Source organism: Methylobacterium sp. J-048, assembly GCF_022829515.1.
Lineage (GTDB): Bacteria > Pseudomonadota > Alphaproteobacteria > Rhizobiales > Beijerinckiaceae > Methylobacterium.
Genome location: NZ_JAKSYL010000191.1, coordinates 15,937 through 36,289, shown reverse-complemented (window position 1 = coordinate 36,289; position 20,353 = coordinate 15,937). Strand labels below are relative to the sequence as shown.

21 protein-coding genes are annotated in these 20,353 nt (G+C 70.5%); 6 read left to right on the top strand and 15 right to left on the bottom strand.

Annotated features, from left to right (window positions below; all coding sequences use genetic code 11):
* The 8 genes from MKL09_RS19785 to ileS all read right to left on the bottom strand — a co-directional run.
* Positions 1–520, bottom strand: a 520-nt coding sequence (locus MKL09_RS19785; protein ID WP_244022962.1) for a ferredoxin--NADP reductase, incomplete at its 3' end; no start/stop codon positions are given.
* Between the two features lie 242 nt (positions 521–762).
* The gene (locus tag MKL09_RS19780) at positions 763–1,713 is read right to left on the bottom strand and encodes a ring-cleaving dioxygenase (protein WP_244022960.1); all 951 of its coding nucleotides are present in this window, start codon (positions 1,711–1,713) and stop codon (positions 763–765) included.
* Positions 1,714–1,907: 194 nt separating this feature from the next.
* Positions 1,908–2,135 carry a hypothetical protein gene (locus MKL09_RS19775; RefSeq protein ID WP_244022958.1) on the bottom strand — a complete coding sequence of 76 codons (228 nt, stop codon included), beginning with the start codon at positions 2,133–2,135 and terminating at the stop codon, positions 1,908–1,910.
* Between the two features lie 47 nt (positions 2,136–2,182).
* Entirely contained in the window at positions 2,183–3,475 is a 1,293-nt protein-coding gene (locus tag MKL09_RS19770; RefSeq protein ID WP_244022956.1) for a M16 family metallopeptidase, read from the bottom strand.
* A gap of 101 nt (positions 3,476–3,576) precedes the next feature.
* A complete protein-coding gene (locus MKL09_RS19765; protein ID WP_244022954.1) occupies positions 3,577–4,986 on the bottom strand; it encodes a M16 family metallopeptidase in 1,410 nt (469 codons plus the stop codon).
* Positions 4,987–5,145: 159 nt separating this feature from the next.
* Positions 5,146–5,811 carry a hypothetical protein gene (locus tag MKL09_RS19760; RefSeq protein ID WP_244022952.1) on the bottom strand — a complete coding sequence of 222 codons (666 nt, stop codon included), beginning with the start codon at positions 5,809–5,811 and terminating at the stop codon, positions 5,146–5,148.
* A gap of 160 nt (positions 5,812–5,971) precedes the next feature.
* Entirely contained in the window at positions 5,972–6,469 is a 498-nt protein-coding gene (gene lspA / locus MKL09_RS19755) for a signal peptidase II (protein WP_244022950.1), read from the bottom strand.
* 409 nt (positions 6,470–6,878) lie between these two features.
* Positions 6,879–9,857, bottom strand: coding sequence for an isoleucine--tRNA ligase (ileS, locus tag MKL09_RS19750; protein ID WP_244022964.1), 2,979 nt, complete (start codon positions 9,855–9,857; stop codon positions 6,879–6,881).
* A gap of 340 nt (positions 9,858–10,197) precedes the next feature.
* Here ileS and MKL09_RS19745 point away from each other — a divergent pair, with 340 nt between their 5' ends.
* A complete protein-coding gene (locus tag MKL09_RS19745; protein ID WP_244022948.1) occupies positions 10,198–10,467 on the top strand; it encodes a hypothetical protein in 270 nt (89 codons plus the stop codon).
* 25 nt (positions 10,468–10,492) lie between these two features.
* Here the strand turns inward: MKL09_RS19745 and MKL09_RS19740 are convergent, their stop codons facing one another.
* The 3 genes from MKL09_RS19740 to MKL09_RS19730 all read right to left on the bottom strand — a co-directional run bounded on the left by MKL09_RS19740 (position 10,493) and on the right by MKL09_RS19730 (position 13,170).
* The gene (locus MKL09_RS19740; RefSeq protein ID WP_244022946.1) at positions 10,493–11,443 is read right to left on the bottom strand and encodes a DMT family transporter; all 951 of its coding nucleotides are present in this window, start codon (positions 11,441–11,443) and stop codon (positions 10,493–10,495) included.
* A 115-nt stretch (positions 11,444–11,558) separates the two neighbouring features.
* The gene (locus tag MKL09_RS19735) at positions 11,559–11,903 is read right to left on the bottom strand and encodes a hypothetical protein (protein WP_244022944.1); all 345 of its coding nucleotides are present in this window, start codon (positions 11,901–11,903) and stop codon (positions 11,559–11,561) included.
* A 424-nt stretch (positions 11,904–12,327) separates the two neighbouring features.
* The gene (locus MKL09_RS19730; RefSeq protein WP_244022942.1) at positions 12,328–13,170 is read right to left on the bottom strand and encodes an NAD(P)-dependent oxidoreductase; all 843 of its coding nucleotides are present in this window, start codon (positions 13,168–13,170) and stop codon (positions 12,328–12,330) included.
* 84 nt (positions 13,171–13,254) lie between these two features.
* On the opposite strand from MKL09_RS19730, the gene MKL09_RS19725 reads away from it, so the two are divergent.
* Positions 13,255–13,473 (top strand): antitoxin MazE-like protein, encoded by a 219-nt coding sequence (locus MKL09_RS19725; protein ID WP_244022941.1) that lies wholly within the window; start codon positions 13,255–13,257, stop codon positions 13,471–13,473.
* A 7-nt stretch (positions 13,474–13,480) separates the two neighbouring features.
* Positions 13,481–13,684 carry a type II toxin-antitoxin system prevent-host-death family antitoxin gene (locus MKL09_RS32235; RefSeq protein ID WP_313901196.1) on the top strand — a complete coding sequence of 68 codons (204 nt, stop codon included), beginning with the start codon at positions 13,481–13,483 and terminating at the stop codon, positions 13,682–13,684.
* A gap of 212 nt (positions 13,685–13,896) precedes the next feature.
* Here the strand turns inward: MKL09_RS32235 and MKL09_RS19715 are convergent, their stop codons facing one another.
* The gene (locus MKL09_RS19715; RefSeq protein ID WP_244022939.1) at positions 13,897–15,099 is read right to left on the bottom strand and encodes a pyridoxal phosphate-dependent aminotransferase; all 1,203 of its coding nucleotides are present in this window, start codon (positions 15,097–15,099) and stop codon (positions 13,897–13,899) included.
* Between the two features lie 156 nt (positions 15,100–15,255).
* Here MKL09_RS19715 and MKL09_RS19710 point away from each other — a divergent pair, with 156 nt between their 5' ends.
* From MKL09_RS19710 to MKL09_RS19700, 3 genes are all read left to right on the top strand, one after another.
* The gene (locus MKL09_RS19710; protein ID WP_244022938.1) at positions 15,256–15,540 is read left to right on the top strand and encodes a type II toxin-antitoxin system ParD family antitoxin; all 285 of its coding nucleotides are present in this window, start codon (positions 15,256–15,258) and stop codon (positions 15,538–15,540) included.
* Complete coding sequence (locus MKL09_RS19705; RefSeq protein ID WP_244022936.1) at positions 15,533–15,868, top strand: type II toxin-antitoxin system RelE/ParE family toxin; 336 nt, start codon at positions 15,533–15,535, stop codon at positions 15,866–15,868. The genes MKL09_RS19710 and MKL09_RS19705 overlap by 8 nt, the downstream gene beginning before the upstream one ends.
* 61 nt (positions 15,869–15,929) lie before the next feature.
* On the top strand, positions 15,930–16,955 hold the full coding sequence (locus tag MKL09_RS19700; protein WP_244022934.1) for an LLM class flavin-dependent oxidoreductase: 1,026 nt from the start codon (positions 15,930–15,932) through the stop codon (positions 16,953–16,955).
* Positions 16,956–17,083: 128 nt separating this feature from the next.
* Here MKL09_RS19700 and cysN read toward each other — a convergent pair whose 3' ends face one another.
* Genes cysN through MKL09_RS19685 form a run of 3 tightly spaced genes read right to left on the bottom strand, consistent with a single transcriptional unit; the run spans position 17,084 to position 20,249 of the window.
* The gene (cysN, locus tag MKL09_RS19695) at positions 17,084–18,493 is read right to left on the bottom strand and encodes a sulfate adenylyltransferase subunit CysN (protein ID WP_244022932.1); all 1,410 of its coding nucleotides are present in this window, start codon (positions 18,491–18,493) and stop codon (positions 17,084–17,086) included.
* Positions 18,493–19,440 carry a sulfate adenylyltransferase subunit CysD gene (cysD, locus tag MKL09_RS19690; RefSeq protein ID WP_244022930.1) on the bottom strand — a complete coding sequence of 316 codons (948 nt, stop codon included), beginning with the start codon at positions 19,438–19,440 and terminating at the stop codon, positions 18,493–18,495. The genes cysN and cysD overlap by 1 nt, the downstream gene beginning before the upstream one ends.
* Positions 19,437–20,249 carry a phosphoadenylyl-sulfate reductase gene (locus tag MKL09_RS19685; RefSeq protein WP_244022928.1) on the bottom strand — a complete coding sequence of 271 codons (813 nt, stop codon included), beginning with the start codon at positions 20,247–20,249 and terminating at the stop codon, positions 19,437–19,439. Before MKL09_RS19685 ends, cysD begins: the two co-directional genes overlap by 4 nt.
* Positions 20,250–20,353: the final 104 nt, after the last annotated feature.

Sequence of the window (20,353 nt, the reverse complement as noted above, 5' to 3'; positions counted from 1 at the left end):
GCTGGTTCGAGATCATCTCGCCCAGGAACTCGTGCTTGGGCAGGGATTCCGTGATGGTCTCGCCGTAGGCCAGCTCCTGCACCTGGCGGCAGCCATGGACCAGCACGACCTTCTCGAACCGGTCGTAGGTCTCCGGGTCCTTGATGATCGACAGGAACGGCGCCAGCCCCGTGCCGGTGCCGAGCAGGTAGAGGTTGCGGCCGGGCAGCAGGTTGTCGAGCACCAGGGTGCCGGTGGGCTTCTTGCCGACGATGATCGGGTCGCCGACCTTGAGGTGCTGGAGCTTGGAGGTCAGCGGCCCATCCTGGACCTTGATCGAGAAGAACTCGAGCTCCTCCTCGTAATTGGCCGAGACCACCGAATAGGCGCGCAGCAGCGGCCGCCCCTCGACCTCAAGGCCGATCATGGTGAACTCGCCGTTGCGGAACCGGAACGCCGGATCCCGCGTGGTGCGGAACGAGAACAGGTTCTCGGTCCAGTGATGCACCGACAGAACGCGCTCCTCGTAGAACTTGCTCATCGACGGATCAGTCCTCGAATTCCTCTGACGCTCGGCCCATGCCCCCGATGAGTCGGGGTCCATGAGGTTCGGCGGATCGCCGCCGCCCCGCGGTGGCGGAGTCGGACCCCGCGCGCCGATGCGCCGGGATCCGGATGTCGAACTTATGACGGGTGCTTCTTTCGCAGTTGCAGCACGCCCGTCAAGGCGCGCCAGGATCACACCTGCGGAAGAAGTGAATCGCCTGGAATCGTTCGAATATTTTAACCGGCGGTGATCGGCCGGAGCGGCTTCAGCCCCGCCTCGATCGCGGCCCGGCGCGGCTCCAGGAACGGCGGCAGGGCGAGGCGCGCGCCCAGGCTCTCCAGGGGCTCGTCGGCGGTGAAGCCGGGCCCGTCGGTGGCGATCTCGAACAGGATGCCGTTGGGCTCGCGGAAATACAGGCTGCGGAAGTAGTAGCGGTCCACCGGCCCGCTGCTCGGCACCCGGGCGGCCTTCAGCCGGTCGGCCCAGGATTCGTAATCCGCATCGGGGATGCGGAAGGCCACGTGGTGGACCGCGCCCGCGCCCTGCTGCGCGGGTGCGGACGCATCGGCCAGGAGCTGGATCTCGGCGGCCGGGCCGCCGGGGCCCATGGCGTAGACCTCGACCGGGCCGTCGCCGGACTCGAAGGTGCGGACCCGACGCATGCCGAGCAGATCGGTCAGGACAGCGGCGGTGCGGGCCGGGGCCGGCACGGACAGGCGGATCGGGCCCAAGCCCCGGATCTGGTAGGCCGCCGGAACCGGGGAGGCGTCCCACGGGTGCTCCGGGCCGGTGCCGCCGTCATCGACCAGGGCGAGGCGCTGGCCCTCCGGATCCTCGAAATCCACGGTGAGGCGGCCGTCGCGCAGGACGGGCTCGGCCACCACGGATCCGGCCTCGCGCAGGCGCGTGTGCCACCACGCCACCGCGCCTTCGCCCGGCACGCGCAGGTGGGTGCGGGTGATGCTGTTCGACCCGCGCCGCTCCGGGGGGGCCGGCCAGTCGAAGAAGGTGATGTCGGTGCCGGGGCTCGCGAGCCCATCCGCGTAGAACAGGTGATAGGCCGAGACGTCGTCCTGGTTCACGGTCTTCTTCACCAGCCGCAGGCCGAGCGTGCCGGTGTAGAACGCCACGTTCTCCGCGGCGCGGGCGGTCACCGCGGTGAGGTGATGGATACCGGTGAGCTGCATGGCTTTTCGTATGGGTCCCCGCTCCAATGCGCCTCAAGTAGGGATCGGACGACGGGGTTGCGAGCACACGGCTGGAATGCAGTGGGCGTGAGCGGGCGGCAGACTTCCGGAAAGGAGATAAGGCTGCACAGCAACTTAGGAATGCTGCGAGGCGCGGTCGATCTGCTGCAGAGCGCGCCTTTGAAACCGCAGCTTCAAAGGCGGTATTTGGACAGGACGGCTTCGACCTCGGCCTCGGTCGCGAAGTCCCCGCGTGCGCGCTCGGACTGCGCCTCGATCAGGTCGGCCACCTCGTCGGGCGGGAGCGCGATCACCGCATCGCCCCGGCCCGCATAGGCGAGCACCATGCGGGCGATCTCGTCCTGCATCTCGGGGGACAGCGCGCGGGCGGTCTGCACCGCGCGATCCAGAAGCTCGGTCATGACCGCACCCTGCCCCCGCACGCCGCCCGAGAAAAGCGGCCTGCGCCTCAGAGCCCGACCGGCCGGCCGGCGGCTACCACCAGCATTCGGCCGTCCGCAAAAGTCCGGGCGGCGGCGCGGCGGATATCGGCCTGGGTCACGGCCGAGACCAGGGCGTTGCGCCGGGCGATGTAGTCCATGCCCAGCTCCTCGAAGGCGATCTGCACCAGCTGGTGGGCGATCTTGGTCGAGGTGTCGAAGCCCAGCGCGTAGGAGCCGGTGAGGTAGTCCTTGGCCTTCTGCAGCTCGTCGTCGTCGGGCCCGTCCGTGATCAGCCGGCCGATCTCGTCGCCGATCACCGACAGCGCCTCGCCGACGCGCTCGTTCTTGGTGGCGGTGTAGCCCCAGGTCATCGCGGCCGAGCGGTGGCTGACCAGCGAGGTCCCGACCGAGTAGGCCAGCCCGCGCTTCTCGCGCACCTCCTGGAACAGGCGCGACGTGAAGGCGCCGCCGCCGAGGATGTGGTTGAGCACATAGGCTGGGATGAAGTCCGGGTCGCGCCAGGCCACGCCGGCCATGCCGAAGCGGATCACCGATTGCGGCACGTCGAGGTCCACGACGATGCGCTTGCCGAGTTCCTGCACCTCGGTGCGCGGCACCGCCTTCAGCGCCCCGGCCTCGGGCAGGGCCCCGAAGGCACGGTTCAGGCCTTCCGCGAGCTGCTCGGCCCCGATGGCGCCCACCGCGGCGACCTTGACCCGGCCGCGGCCGATGATGCGCGCATGCATCGCCAGGAGGTCGTCCCGGGTGATCGTGGTCACGCTCTCGACCGTGCCCGAGGACGGCCGGGCATAGGCGTGGCCGGCGAACGCCTCCTTGAAGAACCGGCGCGAGGCCAGCACGCCCGGATCGTTCTGCTGATAGCGCAGGCCGGCGATCACCTGGCCGCGGACACGCTCGATCGCGTCCGGGTCGAGGCGCGGCTTGGCGAGCGCCAGGGCGAGGAGCGCGATGCCCTCGTCGGCATGCTTGACCAGCATCTTGAGCGAGCCGCCGATCGCGTCGGGGCCGGCATGAAAGGACAATTCGATCGCCCGGGCGGCGAGCTGCTCCTGGAAGGCGTCGGAGGTCAGGTCGCCCGCGCCCTCGTCCAGGAGCCGGGCCAGCATCTGCGCGCAGCCGGCCTTGCCGGCCGGGTCCTGGGCGGCGCCGCCCTCGAACGTGAAGGCCAGGGCGATCATCGGCACCACGGGGGATTCGACGTGCCACGCCTCGATCCCGGCGGCGGTGGTGACCGGCAGCGCCGTGGTGGGCGAGCTGGCGGCGGCTGCGGTGTCGACCAAGGTCTCGGCGACGCTCATGAAAACCTCTTGTTTATCGTGTCACGGGCGGCGGAGCGGGCTCTCGGCCTGATGCAGGTCCCGACGGGGCCAAAACCGCCGCCGGAACGCGCCCGAAAAAGCTATTCCGCGGCCATCGCGACCGGGGCGTCGGGGTCCTGAGCCTTGGTCAGGTAGCCGGTGACCGAGCGGGACGGCGTCAGCCAGCGCTCGGCGGCGGTCTTGAGGCGCTCCTGCGAGACCGCCTCGATGTCGGTCGGCCAGCGGCGGACCTCCTCGATGGTCTCGCCGATCGCCAGCGCCGAGCCGTAGATCCGGGCAAGCGAGGACTGGCTGTCGGAGGAGTAGACGGTCTCGGCCACGAGCCGGGTCTTGGCGCGCTCGATCGCCTCGGCGCCGAGCGCCTCCGCGGGGGCGCGGCGCAGGATCTTGTCCACGGCCTCCTCCAGCGCCTCCAGGGAGACGCCCTCGGCGGGCACCGCGTAGACGGAGAACCGGGTCTCGTCGATCGCCGAACCCATGTACCAGGCGCCGGCATTCACCGCGAGGCCGGTCTCCATGACCAGCTTGCGGTAGAGGTAGGAGGTCGAGCCGCCGCCCAGCACTTCGGCGAGCAGTTCGAGGTCGTGGCAGCCGCCGTCGCGGGCGGTGATGCAGGAGGGGGTCAGGTAGAGCCGCTGCAGGGTCGGCTGCTCGACCTTCGGGTCGGCGACCGCGACCCGGCGCAGGGCCTTGGGCTCGGGCTCGCGCGCCCGCAGGCGCTCGGGCCGGGCGCCCTGGGGGGCGACGCGGCCGTAGGTCTCGTCGGCCAGCCGGCGGACCTCGTCCGGGGTCACGTCGCCGGCCACCACCAGGATCGCGTTCTCGGGGGTGTAGAAGCGCTTGTAATAGGCCAGCGCGTGCTCGCGGTTCAGGCCCTCGATCTCGTGCATCCAGCCGATGATCGGGATGCCGTAGGGATGGTGCACGAACAGCGAGGCGGCCATCGCCTCGGAGAGCTGGGCGGAGGGGTCGGTCTCGACCCGCATGCGCCTCTCCTCCAGCACCACGTCGCGCTCGGGCGCGACCACGGCATCGTCGAGGACGAGACCGCCCATGCGGTCGGCCTCGAACGCCATCATGGTGCCGAGATGGTCCCGGGCCACCCGCTGGAAATAGGCGGTGTAGTCGTAGCTGGTGAAAGCATTCTCCTGGCCGCCGAGGCCCGAGACCGCCTTGGAGAAGGCGCCGACCGGGTGCGTCTCGGTGCCCTTGAACATCAGGTGCTCGAGGAAGTGGGCGATGCCCGACTGGCCCAACGGATCATCGGCCGAGCCGTTGCGGTACCAGATCATGTGGGTCGCCACAGGCGCCCGGTGATCGGGCACGACCACCACGTCGAGGCCGTTGTCGAGGGTGAAGGCCGTGACCTCCGGTCCGCCCGCCTCGGAGCGCCCGAACGGCGCGGCCTCGCCCCGGCCGGCGCTGCCGCCGTAGGGCGAGCCCGGACGCGGCGGGAAGAGGGTGGGCGTCGCCTTCCTGAACAGGTGCATTCCGCTTTCCTTTTGCCGGCCCCGTGCCGGCGGCGCCCCTTGCCGGGACGCTCGCATGGACCGGGCCGTCTTCGTCTCCGGACGGCAAGAGCCGGACCGGGACAGAGTTGTCATGTTGCCATGCCGGGACGCCGTTGCAACAGCGCCACAGCTTGATGGTTACTGCTGGGCGCGCTGGCGCTGATAGGCCCGGGGATCGGCCTCGTCGCGCTCGCGGGTGGCACTGTTGATCGGGTCCCGCGACGGCGGCTGGGCCAGCTTCTTCGGGGATTGCCGGTAGCCGGTCGGCGGATCGGTCAGGATGTCGCGGGCCGGCTCGACGTCGGAGGGCTCGGCATTGGCGCTCTTGCCCTTGAGCAGGTCGAACGGGCTGAGCAGGCTGTCGTCGCGGTTGGTGTCGCCGGGCTTGCGCTCGGCCTCGGTGGTGACGCTCGCCCCGGCGCGGCGGCCGTTGCGGATCTCGTCCACCGAGAGCGTGGCGTTGTTGTCGTCGTAGCGGCCGCGCGCCTGGTTGCCCACCGGGCGGCGCCGTTCGGCAGCCGCGCGCTCACGCTCGGCGATCTCGGGATCCTTCGGCCAGGCGGTGCTGGTGGAGCGGGCCCGGGGCTGGGGCAGGGCCTTGCCGTCGAGCTTGGGCGGCATCACCAACGGCGGGCGCTCGTGATAGTCGATCGGATCCTGGCGCTTCTCCAGGAGGCCGATGCCGGAGAGCGCGTCGCGCATGAACTCGCCGCGCTCCTGCGCCTGCGCGGCGCCGGCCAGAAGCGGCGCCAGCGCGACCGCGGCGGCGGGGAGGATGAGACGAAGCCTGCGGTGCCCGGTCATGCTGCCTCACGGGTTCCGGCCGGGAATCCGGCGCGGGGACGGCCGCGACGCGGCCTGATCCGACGGGTCCCGGCCTGAGACCGGTTTCCGGCGATCGTATGGCGCCTTGACCGCATCGCACCAGAGGCTTGGGGCGGGCAGGGCCGATCTGTTGCGGGAATCACGGGTGCGACGCCCCTTGCGGCGTACCCCGCCCGGCTGGGCTCAGGCTGTCGAGAATCAGTCCGATCACCCCGGCCACGATCGCGGCATCGGCCACGTTGAACACGTACCAGGACCAGCCGCCGGCATGCAGGTGGACGAAGTCGAACACCGCCCCGTAGGCAGCCCGGTCGATGGCGTTGCCGAGCGCGCCGCCGACGATCAGCCCGAGGGCGACCGCCAGCAGCCGCGAGCCGGCCCGGGTCATCCAGATCCCGAGTCCGAGCGCGGCCGCCAGCGACAGGACGACCAGAAGCCAGCGCCCGACGCCGCTCTCCTGCTGGAACAGTCCGTAGGAGACGCCGCGATTCCACACCACCACGAAGTCGGCGAACGGCGCCAGCCGCCACGGCTGGGTGAGCACGAGGTCGGTGCCGAAATAGAGCCCGAGCTTGGAGGCTTGGTCGAGGATCAGGGTAAGGAGCAGGGCCAGCAGGCCGGCGCGGGTGGGGGTCATGGGCGGGGCAGGGGGGCGGATGACCGTGTCGCTCCCTCCCCACTTTGCAAGCCAGCAGGCTCACACGATGCCGGTCGAGACGCGGGTCCCCTCTCCCGTGCGGGAGAGGGACAGGGTGAGGGATGCGACCTCTCCGGATGAACCTGATCCCTCACCCCAACCCTCTCCCACACGGGAGAGGGGGCGCGTTGCGACCTCTCCAACACGACGTGTGCACCCGCGATCCGCTGCGAGGAAGAGTGTCCTGCGCAGCAGCAGGCCGCGGGATGAAGTCTCGTAAGAGGGGCAGCGCGACGATTCAGGATGGAGCTGGCGTCGCGACCTATCCGGCCACGGCGCTCCCCTCTCCCAACCCCCTTCGGGGGCCACCCTCCCCCGCAGAGGGGGGAGGGTGATGTCGCGGGTACGATCACGCCGCACTGGCCTCCGGATGCGCCGCGTCCCACTCGCGCAGGGCCTGGGCGTCGCGGGGGGTCACGTCCGGAAACTCCGGGTCGCTGCCCACCGCCGGGGTGACCCGCCAGGAGCGGGCGCATTTGCGGCCCTCGGCCGGATTCGGCACCACGGCGACGCCGCGCACGTCGTCGAGCCGGAACGCGTCCGCCGGCCCCTCGCCGGCCTCCACCGTGATCGCGGAGGTGATGCAGGTGTCGGCGAAGTCGCAGCCCTCGAGAGCGGCGAGCAGCTCCGGATCCGCGACATAGACCGTCGGGGCAGCCTCCAGGCTCGCGCCGATGCGCTTGGCCGCGCGCTCGATCTCCAAGGCGCCGGTCACGGCCCGGCGCACCTTCCGGATCTTTTGCCAGCGCTCCGCGAGGGTGGGGTCCAGCCACGCCGCCGGGGTCTCCGGCAGGGTCTGGAGATGCACCGAGCCGTCGGCGGACGGGTAGCGGTCGAGCCAAGCCTCTTCCGCCGTGAAGGCGAGCACCGGCGCCAGCCAGACCACCACCCGGCGGAAGGTCTCGTCGATCACTTGGAGCGCCGCCCGGCGGGTCACCGACGAGATCGGATCGCAGTAGAGCGCGTCCTTGCGCACGTCGAAGTAGAACGACGACAGGTCGCCGGTCATGAAGCCGTTGAGCAGGGCCACGACCCGCTTGGTGTCGTAGGTCGCGTAGGCTTCGCGGATCTCGCCGTCGAGTTCGGCCAGCCGGTGCAGGATCAGCCGCTCCAGCTCCGGCATTTTTTCGGACTCGACGTCGTCGCCCGGCACGCGATGCGCCAGGGAGCCGAGCATCCAGCGCAGGGAGTTCCTGAGCTTCCGGTAGGTCTCCGCAAACGTCTTGATGATCTCCGGGCCGATCCGCAGGTCGTCGGTGTAGTCCGAGGCGGCGACCCACAGGCGCAGGATGTCGGCGCCCGAATCCTTGATGATGCTCTGCGGCGCGACGACGTTGCCTTTCGACTTCGACATCTTCAGGCCCTTGCCGTCGAGCACGAAGCCGTGGGTCAGGACGATGTCGTAGGGCGCCCGGCCGCGGGTGCCGGAGGATTCGAGCAGCGAGGACTGGAACCAGCCCCGGTGCTGGTCCGAGCCCTCCAGGTACATCACCCGGTCCTGGCCGCCGTCGCGGACGCGCCGCGCCCCGGCGAGCGCCGGGAACGCCTCCGGATCGTCCAGCACGAAGGCGTGGGTCGAGCCGGAATCGAACCAGACGTCGAGGACGTCGGTCACCTTCTCGTAGGCGGCGGGGTCGTGGTCCGGGGCCAGGAAGCGCTGCGCCGCGTCGTCCCGGAACCAGGCATCGGCGCCCTCGGCGTTGAAGGCGTCGCGGATCCGGGCGTTGACGGCCACGTCCTTGAGGATCTCACCGCTCTCCCGGTGGACGAACACGGTGATCGGCACGCCCCAGGCGCGCTGGCGCGAGACCACCCAGTCCGGCCGGTTGCCGACCATGCCGGTGATGCGGTTCTTGCCCTGGGGCGGGACCCACTGGGTCTCCTCGATGCCCTGGAGCGCGACCTCGCGCAGGGAGCGGTTACCCAGGCTGTCCACCGGCCGGTCCATGGCGATGAACCATTGCGGGGTATTGCGGAAGATCACCGGCTTCTTGGAGCGCCAGGAATGCGGGTACTGGTGGCGCAGCACGCCGCGGGCGACCAGCGCCCCGGCCTCGGTGAGCGCGGCGATGACCGCCTTGTTGGCGTCGCCCTTCTCGCCCTTGTCGGTGAGCACCCGGGTGCCCTCGAAGCCCGGCGCGGCCTTGGTCAGGGCGCCGTCCGCATCCACCGTGTAGGGGATCGCCGTATCGATGCCGCGCTCCTGGAGCAGCCGGCCGCTGGACATCCAGAGCTCAAAGTCCTCGCGGCCGTGGCCGGGGGCCGTGTGGACGAAGCCGGTGCCGGATTCGTCGGTGACATGGTCGCCGTCGAGCATCGGCACGGCGAAGTCGTAGCCGCGGCCGTTGAGCGGGTGCGCCAGGGTGAGGCCGGCCAGCGTCTCCGGGCGCACGTCGCCGACGCGCTCGAACGCCTCGACCCGGGCGGCCTTGAACACGGTGGCGGCCAGGCTGTCGGCCAACAGGTAGGTCTGCCCGGGGGTCGCCCAGTTCTCGGCTGGCGCCTGCGTCACCCGGTAGAGCCCGTAGGCGATCTTTTTGGAATACGCGACGGCGCGGTTGCCCGGCATGGTCCAGGGGGTGGTGGTCCAGATCACCACCCGGGCGTCTTTCAACGCCGCGTCGGCCCCGTCATCGGCTCCTTGCCGGATCGGGAACGCGACGAACACGGTGTCGCTGACATGCTCCTCGTACTCGACCTCGGCCTCGGCCAGCGCGGTCTTCTCGACCACCGACCACATCACCGGCTTGGAGCCGCGATAGAGCTGGCCGCTCATCGAGAACTTCATCAACTCGTCGGCGATCACCGCCTCGGCCGGGTAGGCCATGGTCGCGTAGGGGTGGTCCCAGTCGCCGGTGACGCCGAGCCGCTTGAACTCGTCCCGCTGCACGTCGAGCCAGTGGGCTGCAAACGTCCGGCATTCTTGCCGGAACTCGATCACCGGCACGTCGTCCTTGTTGCGGCCCTTGGCGCGGTACTGCTCCTCGATCTTCCACTCGATCGGCAGGCCGTGGCAGTCCCAGCCGGGCACGTAGTTGGCGTCGAGGCCGAGCGCGCCCTGCGAGCGCACCACCACGTCCTTCAGGATCTTGTTGAGCGCCGTGCCGATATGGATGTTGCCGTTGGCGTAGGGCGGGCCGTCGTGCAGCACGAAGCGCGGCCGTCCCGAAGCGGCGGCGCGGATCTTCCCGTAGAGGTCGATCGCGGCCCAGCGCTCCAGCAGCAGTGGCTCCCGGGTCGGCAGGCCGGCGCGCATCGGGAACTCGGTGCGCGGCAGGAACAGGGTCTTGGAATAGTCGCGGGCAGAAGCGGTCTCGGGGGTGGTCATCGGATCTCGCATCGGCGGTCGGGCCGGCGGCAATGGGCCGGCCGGATACAGGAATCTGGGCAGGGCGAGCGGCATCAGGATCCCGGACTTCCGCGCGGCCTCGCCGAAGCGGACGCTCATTTACGCGGAGGCCGGGCCAATAATTCGAAGCCTGCGGCCCAGGCCGCGAAGAGCATGCGAAGCGAACATGACCCGTTCTCTAGCAGCGGCCCCTTCCCGATGCCAGCGGCCGGACCCGCGATGCCTGATGAGACCTTTCGGCGCCTGAACCGTTGACCTGCACGCCCTCCGCGACCCGCGGGCCGCGGAGCTCGTCCCGAACGACGACCAGGAGTTGACCATGAAGAAGCTGATGATCGCCGCCCTCGCCCTCGCCCCGCTGGCCTTCGCGTCCGGCGCCGAGGCTCAGGGCACGGCCCGGGGCGCCCAGCGCGGCGTCGAGGACGGCTCGGCCGCGGCCGGCCCGGTGGGCGGTGTCGTGGGCGGCGCGGTGGGTGCCGCCACCGGCACGGTCGGCGGCGTGCTCGGCACCGACACGGATCCGGCCCGCCGCGCCCGCGAGGACCGCCGCGAGGAGCGCCTGGACCGTCAGGAGCGCCAGGGCCGCTGATCCGGCCTCGAACCGGCCGGTCGCCTCAGGCGGCCGGCCGGTCCCGGCGAATCGTTTCCTGCGCCAGGAGATAGAGGCCGGAGCCGACCACGATCATGGCCCCGGCCACCGTCCAGCGGCTCGGCACGTCGCCGAACAGCACGAAGCCGAGCGTCACCGACCAGAGCAGCTGGGTGTAGATGAACGGCGCCAGCACGTTGGCCGGCGCGCGGGCATGGGCCAGCACCAGCAGCCAGTGCCCGATCGTCCCGAACAGCGCGACCGCGATCAGCAGCGCCCAATGGGTGAGGTTGGCCGGGCTGGTCCATATCCACGGCAGGAGCGGCGCCATCAGCGCGAGGCCTGCGAGCCCGGTGTAGAACATGGTCGTGGCGGTGGAATCGTAGGCCGCGAGCTTGCGCGTGATGATCGCGTAGAAGGCGTAGACCACGACGTTGGCCACGCAGAGCAGGGCGGCCGGATGCATCCCACCGAGGCCCGGGCGCACGATCACCAGCACGTCCAGGAAACCGACCCCGATCGCCACCATCCGGGCCCGGGACGACCATTCCCCGAGCAGCGGCCCGGCCAGCAGCGCCACCGTGAGCGGGGCCGCAAACTGGATCGAGATCGTCTCGGCAAGCTGCAGGTAGCGCAGAGCCAAAAAATTCAGGGCCGTGGAGGCGAACAGCAGCAGCGAGCGGACGATCTGCAGGGTCAGCCGCCGGCTCTTCACCACGCCCGGCGTGCGCACCGGATTGATGAACAGCGAGATCATCGCGACGCTGGCGGCGTAGCGCATGAAGGTGGTGACCAGCGGGTCGACCCCGGCCCGCGACAGCGTCTTGGCGCTGGCGTCGAGGCCCGCGAAGAAGGCGACGGCGCCGCACATCAGGGCGATGCCGACGATCCGCCGGCGGCGCACGAGGTCAGGAGACAGGGCCACGCGAGCGGGGCCCATGTCGTTGGCGACGGATGTCGCGACCTGCGTGCTCATGCCTGCCAATTCTCGGTGGAGGCCTGGATTTCTGCCACGCTCGCGCCCGCGGCGGCACCCGCCACGGCGCAGGGGAAGTATGCAGCCGGCACGGTTCGCCGGCGCAGTACCCGGCTCAGCGCTTGGCCGGGACCTTCTCGGCGGCGGCGGTCTTGGTCGCCACCTTGGCGACCTTCGCCTTGGCCGGGGTCGCGCCCGCGATCAGGGCGGCCAGATGGCCCTGGTCGAGGCCCGCGCCGGGCGCAGGCATAGCAACAGGAGCCGGCACTACGGCGGGGGCGCTCACGGGCCGGCGCGGCTCGATCGAGCCGGTCGCGGCGGGATCGGGAAGGCTGGCGAAGGCCGCGATCGGACTCGCGGGGGTGGATTCGCGCTGCACGCGCAAGGTCCAATGGGCGGCGGTGGACAGGGCGGCGATCCCGAGGATCGCCTTGATGCCGCCGGTGAGCAGGGCTCGCATGGTCGTCAGGCCCGAGAGAACGCGGTTACGCCGGACCGGATCCCCGGCCTCATCGCATCATCGCGGCGGAGCGTGAACGAAGCTGCAACCGGGCCGCCTCGTGCTGTCCCGGATCGGGGCAGGCGGACGACTCGGCGCCCGCTCTCGGATGCCAAAAGACGGAATTCTATGTGGGCCTTGCGCCGAGCCCGCGGTTCCTGTTCCCCGCGCTCCCGACACTCCTGCAGCGACTCGGCCCACTGAGCCTCACAGGATCGGCCCAGAGAACTGGTCCGGACCACCCCGTCACTGCCGGCCCCGCTACCATGCAGGCCCGAGCGGGCTCGCGAAACCTTCAGGCGCATCGGCTGCGGGGACCGTCCGTGTAGAGGGTGGCAGCCAAGCCGGCAACCGAGCGGCGGCCGTTTCGGCGCCCCCGCGGCGATCAGCGCTCCGCGGCGGCCGCGGCGAAGCGTATCAGCGCGGCGATCTCCGGCTCTCCCGACTCGGCGGCGAGGCGCGCGTAGAGATCGGCATAGCCGGAAAAGACCTGCCGCCCGGCCGCGGCCGGCCCGAGGAAATCGGCGATCTCGCCCATCTCGGGCGCCCAGCGATAAGCTTTCGGCGCCATGTCGGGCAGGGCCTTGGCGAACCGGGCGAGCAGCGCCGGCTCGTTCTCGGCGAGTTCGTCGAGGAGCACTGTGCCGGCCCCGGCGCGCTCGGCGGCCAGGATCATGATCGCGGCGAGCGCCGTGAGCCCCTTGTTGAGCCCGGCATAGCTCATCTTGAGGCTGGAGGCCGCGCCGACGGCCCCGGGACAGACGCGCAGATCGAGGCCGCGTTCGCGCAGGACCAGGGCCGGGGCGGTGTCGTTCCCCGAGACGTAGACGCGCGGCCCCTTGCTGCCAGGCTTCGGCGGCAGGCCCAGGATCGCCCCGTCGAGGAACGGCGTCCCCGTCTCCGCGACGATCTCGGCGATGCGGCCGATCGTGTCCGGGCTGACGGCGTTGGCATCGACATAGACCGGCTTGCGCGGGGCCGCCGCCAGGGCGGGGGCGAGGCGGTGGGCCAGGGCCTCCGCGTCGGCGGGCGGCACGATCGACAGCAGGATGTCGGCGCCCACGAGGTCGGCGATGTCGGCATCGACCATGCCGGCCGACTCGGCCCGGGCCCGGCTCGCCTCTCCGCGCCCTTCGAGCGCGGTCAGCACCCGGGCGCCGTGCTCGACGAGCCGTGCCCCGATGGCGCTGCCCATGGCGCCGGGGGCGATCACCGCGATGGTGGGCATGGGAGGCTCCGAGAATGGGCTGCTGGGGCCATGGTAGCCAGCGCGCCTGCAGGGTCATAGTGTTTCGCGGAACGGATCACCGTCATGAACCAGCCCAAGCCGAGCGATGCTCTGTCGAGGTCCCAGCGTCGCCACCGCGCGCGGCGACGCGACGGCCTGAAGGTCCCGCGCGTTTGGGTGCCCAATCCATCGAGGCCGGGCTTCAAGGAGGAAGCGCCCCGGCAGGCTTCGCTTCTGAAGGGCGCCAGCGAGGAAGTCGAAGCGTTACGCTTCATCGCGGCAGCATTCGATTGGCGCGATTGAGAAATTGATGGGTCGCTTGTTCAGCATGACCACCGGCGCAGTCCAACCCTCCAGCCAGTCCGAAGCTTGGTGCTTTCAAGACGCGAAGGCCCGTTTCGGCGAGGTGGTCCAACGCGCCTGCACCGAGGGTCCGCAGTGCGTGATCGTACCCGGCCAGGATGCTGTGGTGATCATCTCGGCCGCGGAGTTCCGTCGGCGACCGGACCGGTGACGGGCCAGTCGCTGATCGATGCGCTACAGGCATCGCCCTTCCGCGATATCGATCTCGAATCCGAGCCCGTGGCGATCCCGGCCCGCGACGCCGGTCTCTGATGCGACTGCGTGGCACCAACGTCCTACCCGAACCTCACAGGCCGGCAGATCGTTCCTCAACCCCAGGAGCGATCCGGTGGTTTGAGCCCGGCGCGGCCGGCGCTTTGAGCCCTACCGCAACGAGCCGCAGAACCGCTGGATGCGCCGGCAGGCTTCCTCCAGCACCGCGTTCGAGGTGGCGTAGGAGATGCGCAGGTTCGGGCCCAGCCCGAAGGCCGAGCCGTGCACGGCGGCCACGCCCTCGGCCTGGAGCAGCTCGGTGACGAAATCCTCGTCCGTCTCGATGGTCTTGCCGGCCTCGGTCTTTTTGCCGATCAACGCGGCGCAAGACGGGTAGACGTAGAAGGCGCCCTCCGGCGTCGGGCAGGTCAGGCCGTTGGTCTGGTTGAGCATCGACACGACCAGGTCGCGCCGGCCCTGGAACGCCGCCCGGAACTTGGCCAGGTGGTCCTGCGGGCCGTCGAGGGCGGCCACCGCGGCCCATTGCGCGATCGTGCTCGCCCCGGAGGTCTGCTGGCCCTGGACGAAGTCCATCGCCTTGATCAGCGTCTCCGGCCCGGCCGCATAGCCGATCCGCCAGCCGGTCATGGCGTAGCCCTTGGAGACGCCGTTCATGGTCAGCGTCCGCTCGATCAGCTGGGGCTCGACCTGGGCCGGCGTGACGAAGGCGAAGTCGCCGTAGGTCAGGTGCTCGTAGATGTCGTCGGTCAGGATGTGCACGTCGGGATAGCGCAGCAGCACGTCGGTGAGCGCCTTCATCTCGTCGCGCGTGTAGGCGGCCCCGGACGGGTTCGACGGCGAGTTGAGCACGATCCACTTGGTCTTGGGCGTCAGCACCCGGTCGAGCTCGTCGGGCTGGAGCTTGAAGCCGTGCGCCATGTCGGTGTCGGCGAAGACCGGCGTGCCGCCGCACAGCCCGACCATCTCGGGGTAGGACACCCAGTAGGGGCGGGGGATCACCACCTCGTCGCCGGGGTTCAGGGTCGCGAGGAACGCGTTGTACAGCACCTGCTTGCCGCCGGTGCCCACGATGGTCTGCGAGACCTTGTAGTCGAGCCCGTTCTCGCGCTTGAACTTGCGCACGATCGCCTCGCGCAGGGGCGCGATGCCCGAGACCGGCGGGTAGCGCGTCTCGTTGCGGTGGATCGCCTCGATCGCGGCCTGCTTGATGTGGTCCGGCGTGTCGAAATCCGGCTCGCCCACCGACAGGCTGATGACGTCGACGCCCGAGGCCTTCAGGTCCCGGGCCTTCTGGGTCATCACGATGGTCGCGGACGGCTTCACCCGCGAGAGGACGTCGGCGAGGAGAGCCATGATATGTCGATCTCCGTGAGGGCGGGGCGACCTCGGGCGCCCGCGATGCAGGCGGGACCCTAGGCCGACGGTGCGGTGCGGACAAGGCTGCGCGGCGGCCCGGTTTCCATGCTAAGATCGTGCCGATCCGAAGAGGGCGATTGACGAGGGCGATTCATGCCACCCGCCGAGACGATCAGCGTGACGCTGCCCCCCGAGACGGTCCGCGCCCTGCGCGAGCGCGTCGAGGCCGGCGAATACGCCTCGCTCGGCGAGGCCCTGGAGGACGCGGTGCAGGCCTGGCAGAGCCGGCGCCGGGAGGATGCCGAGCATCTCGACGCGATCCGCGCCCGCATCCGCCGCTCCTTGGACGATCCCAGCCCCGATCTGAGCCTCGAGGAAGTCGAGGCTCAGATGGAAGTCCTGTTCGCCCAGGCCCGGGACGATCGCCGTCGTGCGTAGGATGCCGGTCTCGCTCCGGCGCGAGGCCCGGATCGACCTCGCGGACATCTTCCGCGTGGTGCTCCACGCCAGCCGCGACAACGACGTCGCCGAAGGGTTCATCCGGCGGATCATCGCACGCTGCCGGCGCATCGGCGATGCTCCCCATGGCGGTCGTCCCCGCGACGACTTGGAACCGGGCCTGCGGACCGTGCCGTTCGAGCGATCCGCGATCATCGCCTATCGGGTCGAGGCCAATTGGGTGAGGATCACCAACGTGTTCTACGGCGGCCGGGATTTCGAGGCGTTGTACCGGAGCGACCGGCCGGACGACGAGCCGGCGCCATGACCGGGCCGACGCGGATCGTCTGGCCCTCGCACCGGCCGATCCGCACCCCTATCTCCTATCGATGACACCGCTCTCCGTCCTCGACCTCTCCTTCGTCAGCGCCGATTCGACCCCGGCGCAGGCGCTGCATGACACGCTGTCGCTGGCGCGCCACGTCGACGGCCTCGGCTACCAGCGCTACTGGCTGGCCGAGCATCACGCCCTGCCCAACGTGGCGAGCCCGGCCCCCGAGATCATGATCGGCCAGATCGCCGCCGCGACCCGGACGATCCGGGTCGGATCGGGCGGGATCATGCTGCCGAACCACGCGCCGCTGATGGTCGCCGAGCGGTTCCGGGTGCTGGAGGCGCTGTTCCCGGGCCGGATCGATCTCGGCCTCGGGCGCGCCCCCGGCACCGACGGGCTCACCGCCCGGGCCCTGCGCCGCCGGGAGGCCCCGGGCGAGGGCGGCAACGACGACTTTTTGGACCGCCTGCAGGAGCTTCTGTTCTGGGATGGCGGCTTCCCGGAGGGGCATCCGTTCGGAAAGATCCAGGCGAGTCCCGCCGGGGTGCCGCTGCCGCCGATCTTCCTGCTCGGCTCGTCCGATTACAGCGCCCAGCTCGCGGGCGAGATCGGATGCGGCTTCGGCTTCGCGCAGCACTTCTCCGGGATGCCGGCCGAGGCACCGATGCTGGCCTATCGCCGGCTGTTCCAGCCGACGCGGCTCGGCGAGCGGCCCCACGCGATCCTGGCCGTGGCGGCGATCTGCGCCGCCACCGACGCGGAGGCCGAGCGGCTGGCCGCGAGCGCGCGGCTCTCGACCCTGCGGCGGGAGCGCGGCGAGTACCGGCCGCTGCCGAGCTTGGACGAAGCGCTGGCCTACCCGTATTCCGATTCCGAGCGGGCCCAGGTCGAGCGTGGCCGTGACAAGCTGCATGTGGGCGGGCCGGAGACCCTGCGGGCGCGGCTCACGGACCTGGTGGCGCGGACACAGGCCGACGAGCTGATGATCGTCACGGCGATCCCCGACCAGGCCGCGCGGCACGAATCCTATACGCAGCTGGCCCAGGCCTGGGGCCTCGGCACCGTCTCGGAAGCGGCCTGACGAGGTCAGGGGTTTCCAAAGGGCAAGCCCTTTGGCGGGGTATCGGGGCGGAGCCCCGATGAACCAGGGCTCCACCCTGGACCCGCACAAGGTCCCGGACCTTGTGGATCCGGGACTTTAAACCAGCGTCAGCGGCCCAGCAGGCGGCCGAGGCGACCGAGCAGGCCGGGGGCCTTCTCGTCGGCAGCCGGTGTGATGGAGGCCGACGGTGCAGCTTCGTCCTTCGGGGCCAGGACCAGACCGAGGGCCGCCGTGTCGGTGGTCTCGCGGTCGATCAGGATCAGGCTGCCGGTCTCGCGGTTGGCCGCGTAGGCATCCACCGCCACTGGGCGGTCGAGGCGCAGGGCCACGTCCGCGATGTCGTTGGCGGCGAGGCGCTCGGCCGGGCCCGGGTTGCCGGTCTCGGGATCGATCCGCGAGACGATCCGCTCCACCGTGGCGTTGACCGTGGCGGTGCCGATCTTGGCGAGCAGGCTCGCCCCCGGCGCCAGCTCGGTCTCGGCCGCCCAGAACAGGCGGGCCTCGAAGGCCTCGGCGATCCGCAGCGGGGCGCCGGAGGCCGCGATCACCTGCCCGCGGGAGGCGTCGATCTGGTCGGCGAGCACCAGGGTCACCGATTCGTCCTCGCCGGCCTCGGCCAGGTCGCCGTCGGCCGTGTAGATCCGTGCCACCGTCGAGGTCCGGCCGGAGGGCTGGATGGTGATCGCGTCGCTGGGGCGGATCCGGCCGCTGGCGATCCGCCCGCTATAGCCGCGGAACTCGGAATTCGGCCGGTTGACCCACTGGATCGCCATGCGGAACGGGGCGTTGAGCGCCTCCGCGTGCACCGGCACGGTCTCCAGATAATCGAGCAGGGTGCCGCCGGTGTACCAGGGAGCGGCGATGCCCGGCTCCACGACGTTGTCGCCGTTCTTGGCCGAGAGCGGGATCGCCTGGACCTCGGCGAAGTTCAGCGCGCGGGCGAAGTCGGCGAAGCCCGAGCGGATCGCGTCGAACTTGTCCTGCGACCAGCCGACCAGGTCCATCTTGTTCACCGCCAGCACCACCCGGCGGATGCCGAGCATCGAGACCAGCAGGGCGTGGCGCCGGGTCTGGCGGATCAGGCCCTGGCGGGCATCCACCAGGATCACCGCCACGTCCGCCGTCGAGGCGCCGGTGGCCATGTTGCGGGTGTACTGCTCGTGGCCGGGGGTGTCGGCCACGATGAACGAGCGCTTGTCGGTGGAGAAGAACCGGTAGGCGACGTCGATGGTGATGCCCTGCTCGCGCTCGGCCTGAAGGCCGTCGACCAGCAGCGCCAGGTCGATCTCCTGCCCCTGCGTGCCGTGGCGGCGGGAATCGCGCTGGAGCGCCGAGATCTGGTCGTCGAAGATCTGCTTGGTGTCGTGCAGCAGCCGGCCGATCAGGGTCGACTTGCCGTCGTCCACCGAGCCGCAGGCGATGAAGCGCAGCACCGCCTTGGTCTGGTGGGCGGCCAGGAACGCCTTGTAGCCGGCGGCGCGGTCGCTGAACGCGGTGGGATCCTGGTGCACCGTCATCAGAAGTAGCCTTCCTGCTTCTTGCGCTCCATGGAGCCCGCGCCGTCCTTGTCGATCACCCGGCCCTGGCGTTCCGAGGTGCGGGCCGCCAGCGTCTCGCCGACAATCTCGGGCAACGTCGCGGCGTCGCTCTCCACCGCCCCGGTGAGGGGGTAGCAGCCGAGCGTCCGGAAGCGGACGAGGCGCTGCTGCGGGGTCTCCCCCGGCTCCAGCGGCAGCCTGTCGTCGTCGACCATGATCAGCTGGCCGTCGCGCTCCACCACCGGCCGCTCGGCGGCGAAGTAGAGCGGCACGATCGGGATCTTTTCCTGCTCGATGTAGAGCCAGATATCGAGCTCGGTCCAGTTCGACAGCGGGAACACCCGCAGGGATTCGCCGCGCTTCTTCTTGAGGTTGTAGAGGTGCCAGGGCTCCGCGCGCTGGCGCTTGGGATCCCAACGGTGCTGCGCGGTGCGCAAGGAGATGATCCGCTCCTTGGCGCGGCTCGCCTCCTCGTCGCGGCGGGCGCCGCCGAAGGCCGCGTCGAACTTGTACTTGTCGAGCGCCTGACGCAGCGCCTGGGTCTTCATCACGTCGGTATGGACCTCGGAGCCGTGGCTCACCGGCCCGACGCCGCGGGCGAGCCCGTCCGGGTTGGTGTGGACCAGGAGGTCGAGGCCGAGCTCCTTCACCCGGGCGTCGCGGAAGGCGATCATCTCGCGGAACTTCCACGTGGTGTCGACGTGGAGCAGCGGGAACGGCAGGCGGCCGGGCGCGAACGCCTTCAGGGCGACGTGCAGCAGGACCGAGGAATCCTTGCCGATGGAGTAGAGCATCACCGGGTTCTCGGCCTCGGCGACCGTCTCCCGGAAGATGTGGATGCTCTCCGCCTCGAGCCGCTTGAGGTGGCTGAGGCGGTCGGCGGCGGGCGCGTGCGGCGACACGGCGGCGGCGAGGGCTGCGCTCATCGGGCGAATTCCGGCTGGCGGGTCTTCACGTCTGGGTTGCTTTCGAAGATGGCGGGCTCCTGGCCCGGTTGAACCGACGCGGAGGGCCGCCCGACATGCAGGCCGCACTCCTTCTTCTCTTCCTGTTCCCACCACCAGCGTCCGGCGCGCTCCGGCTCGCCGAGCTTCACGGCGCGGGTGCAGGGGGCGCAGCCGATCGACGGGAAGCCGCGGTCGTGCAGCACGTTGTAGGGAATGAAGTTCTCGCGCACGAAGCTGTCGACCTGCGCCCGGGACCAGTCGGCCAGCGGGTTGAGCTTGATCAGGTCGCGCTCGGCGTCGAACACGGCCAGCGGGGTCTCGGCGCGGTTGGCCGACTGGCCGGCGCGCAGGCCAGTGAGCCAGCCGCTGGCGCCGTGGAGGGCGCGGCCGAGCGGCTCGACCTTGCGGAACCCGCAGCAGGCCTGCCGGGCCGCGACCGAGCGCCGGAAGCCGTTGATACCCTCGTCGCGCACGAACGCCTCCACGGCCACCCGCTCCGGCGCGTAGGCCCCGATCCGGATGCCGTAGGCCGATTCGGTCTCGGCCCAGGTGTCGTAGGCCTCCGGGAACAGCCGGCCGGTATCGAGGGTGACGATCTCGACGCGGCCCTTCGCCAGCCCGGCCATCGCCAGCCCGTGGGTCAGCGCCTGGTCCTCGACGCCGAGGCTCGTGGTAAACACCAGGCGGCCGGGGATCTCGGCGGCGATCAGGTGAAGGCGGCCTGGCAGGTCGAGCCCGGACAGCCGGTCCGCGAGGGTGTCGGCCATCGTTCGGTCCGGACGGGTCATCGCGACATGTCCTGAGGTTGGATCGCGGGAAAGGATGCGGACGGTGCCGCACCCTGTTGTCGAAGGGCCGAGATGTTCGCTATAACGAACGAAGTCAAGGCGCC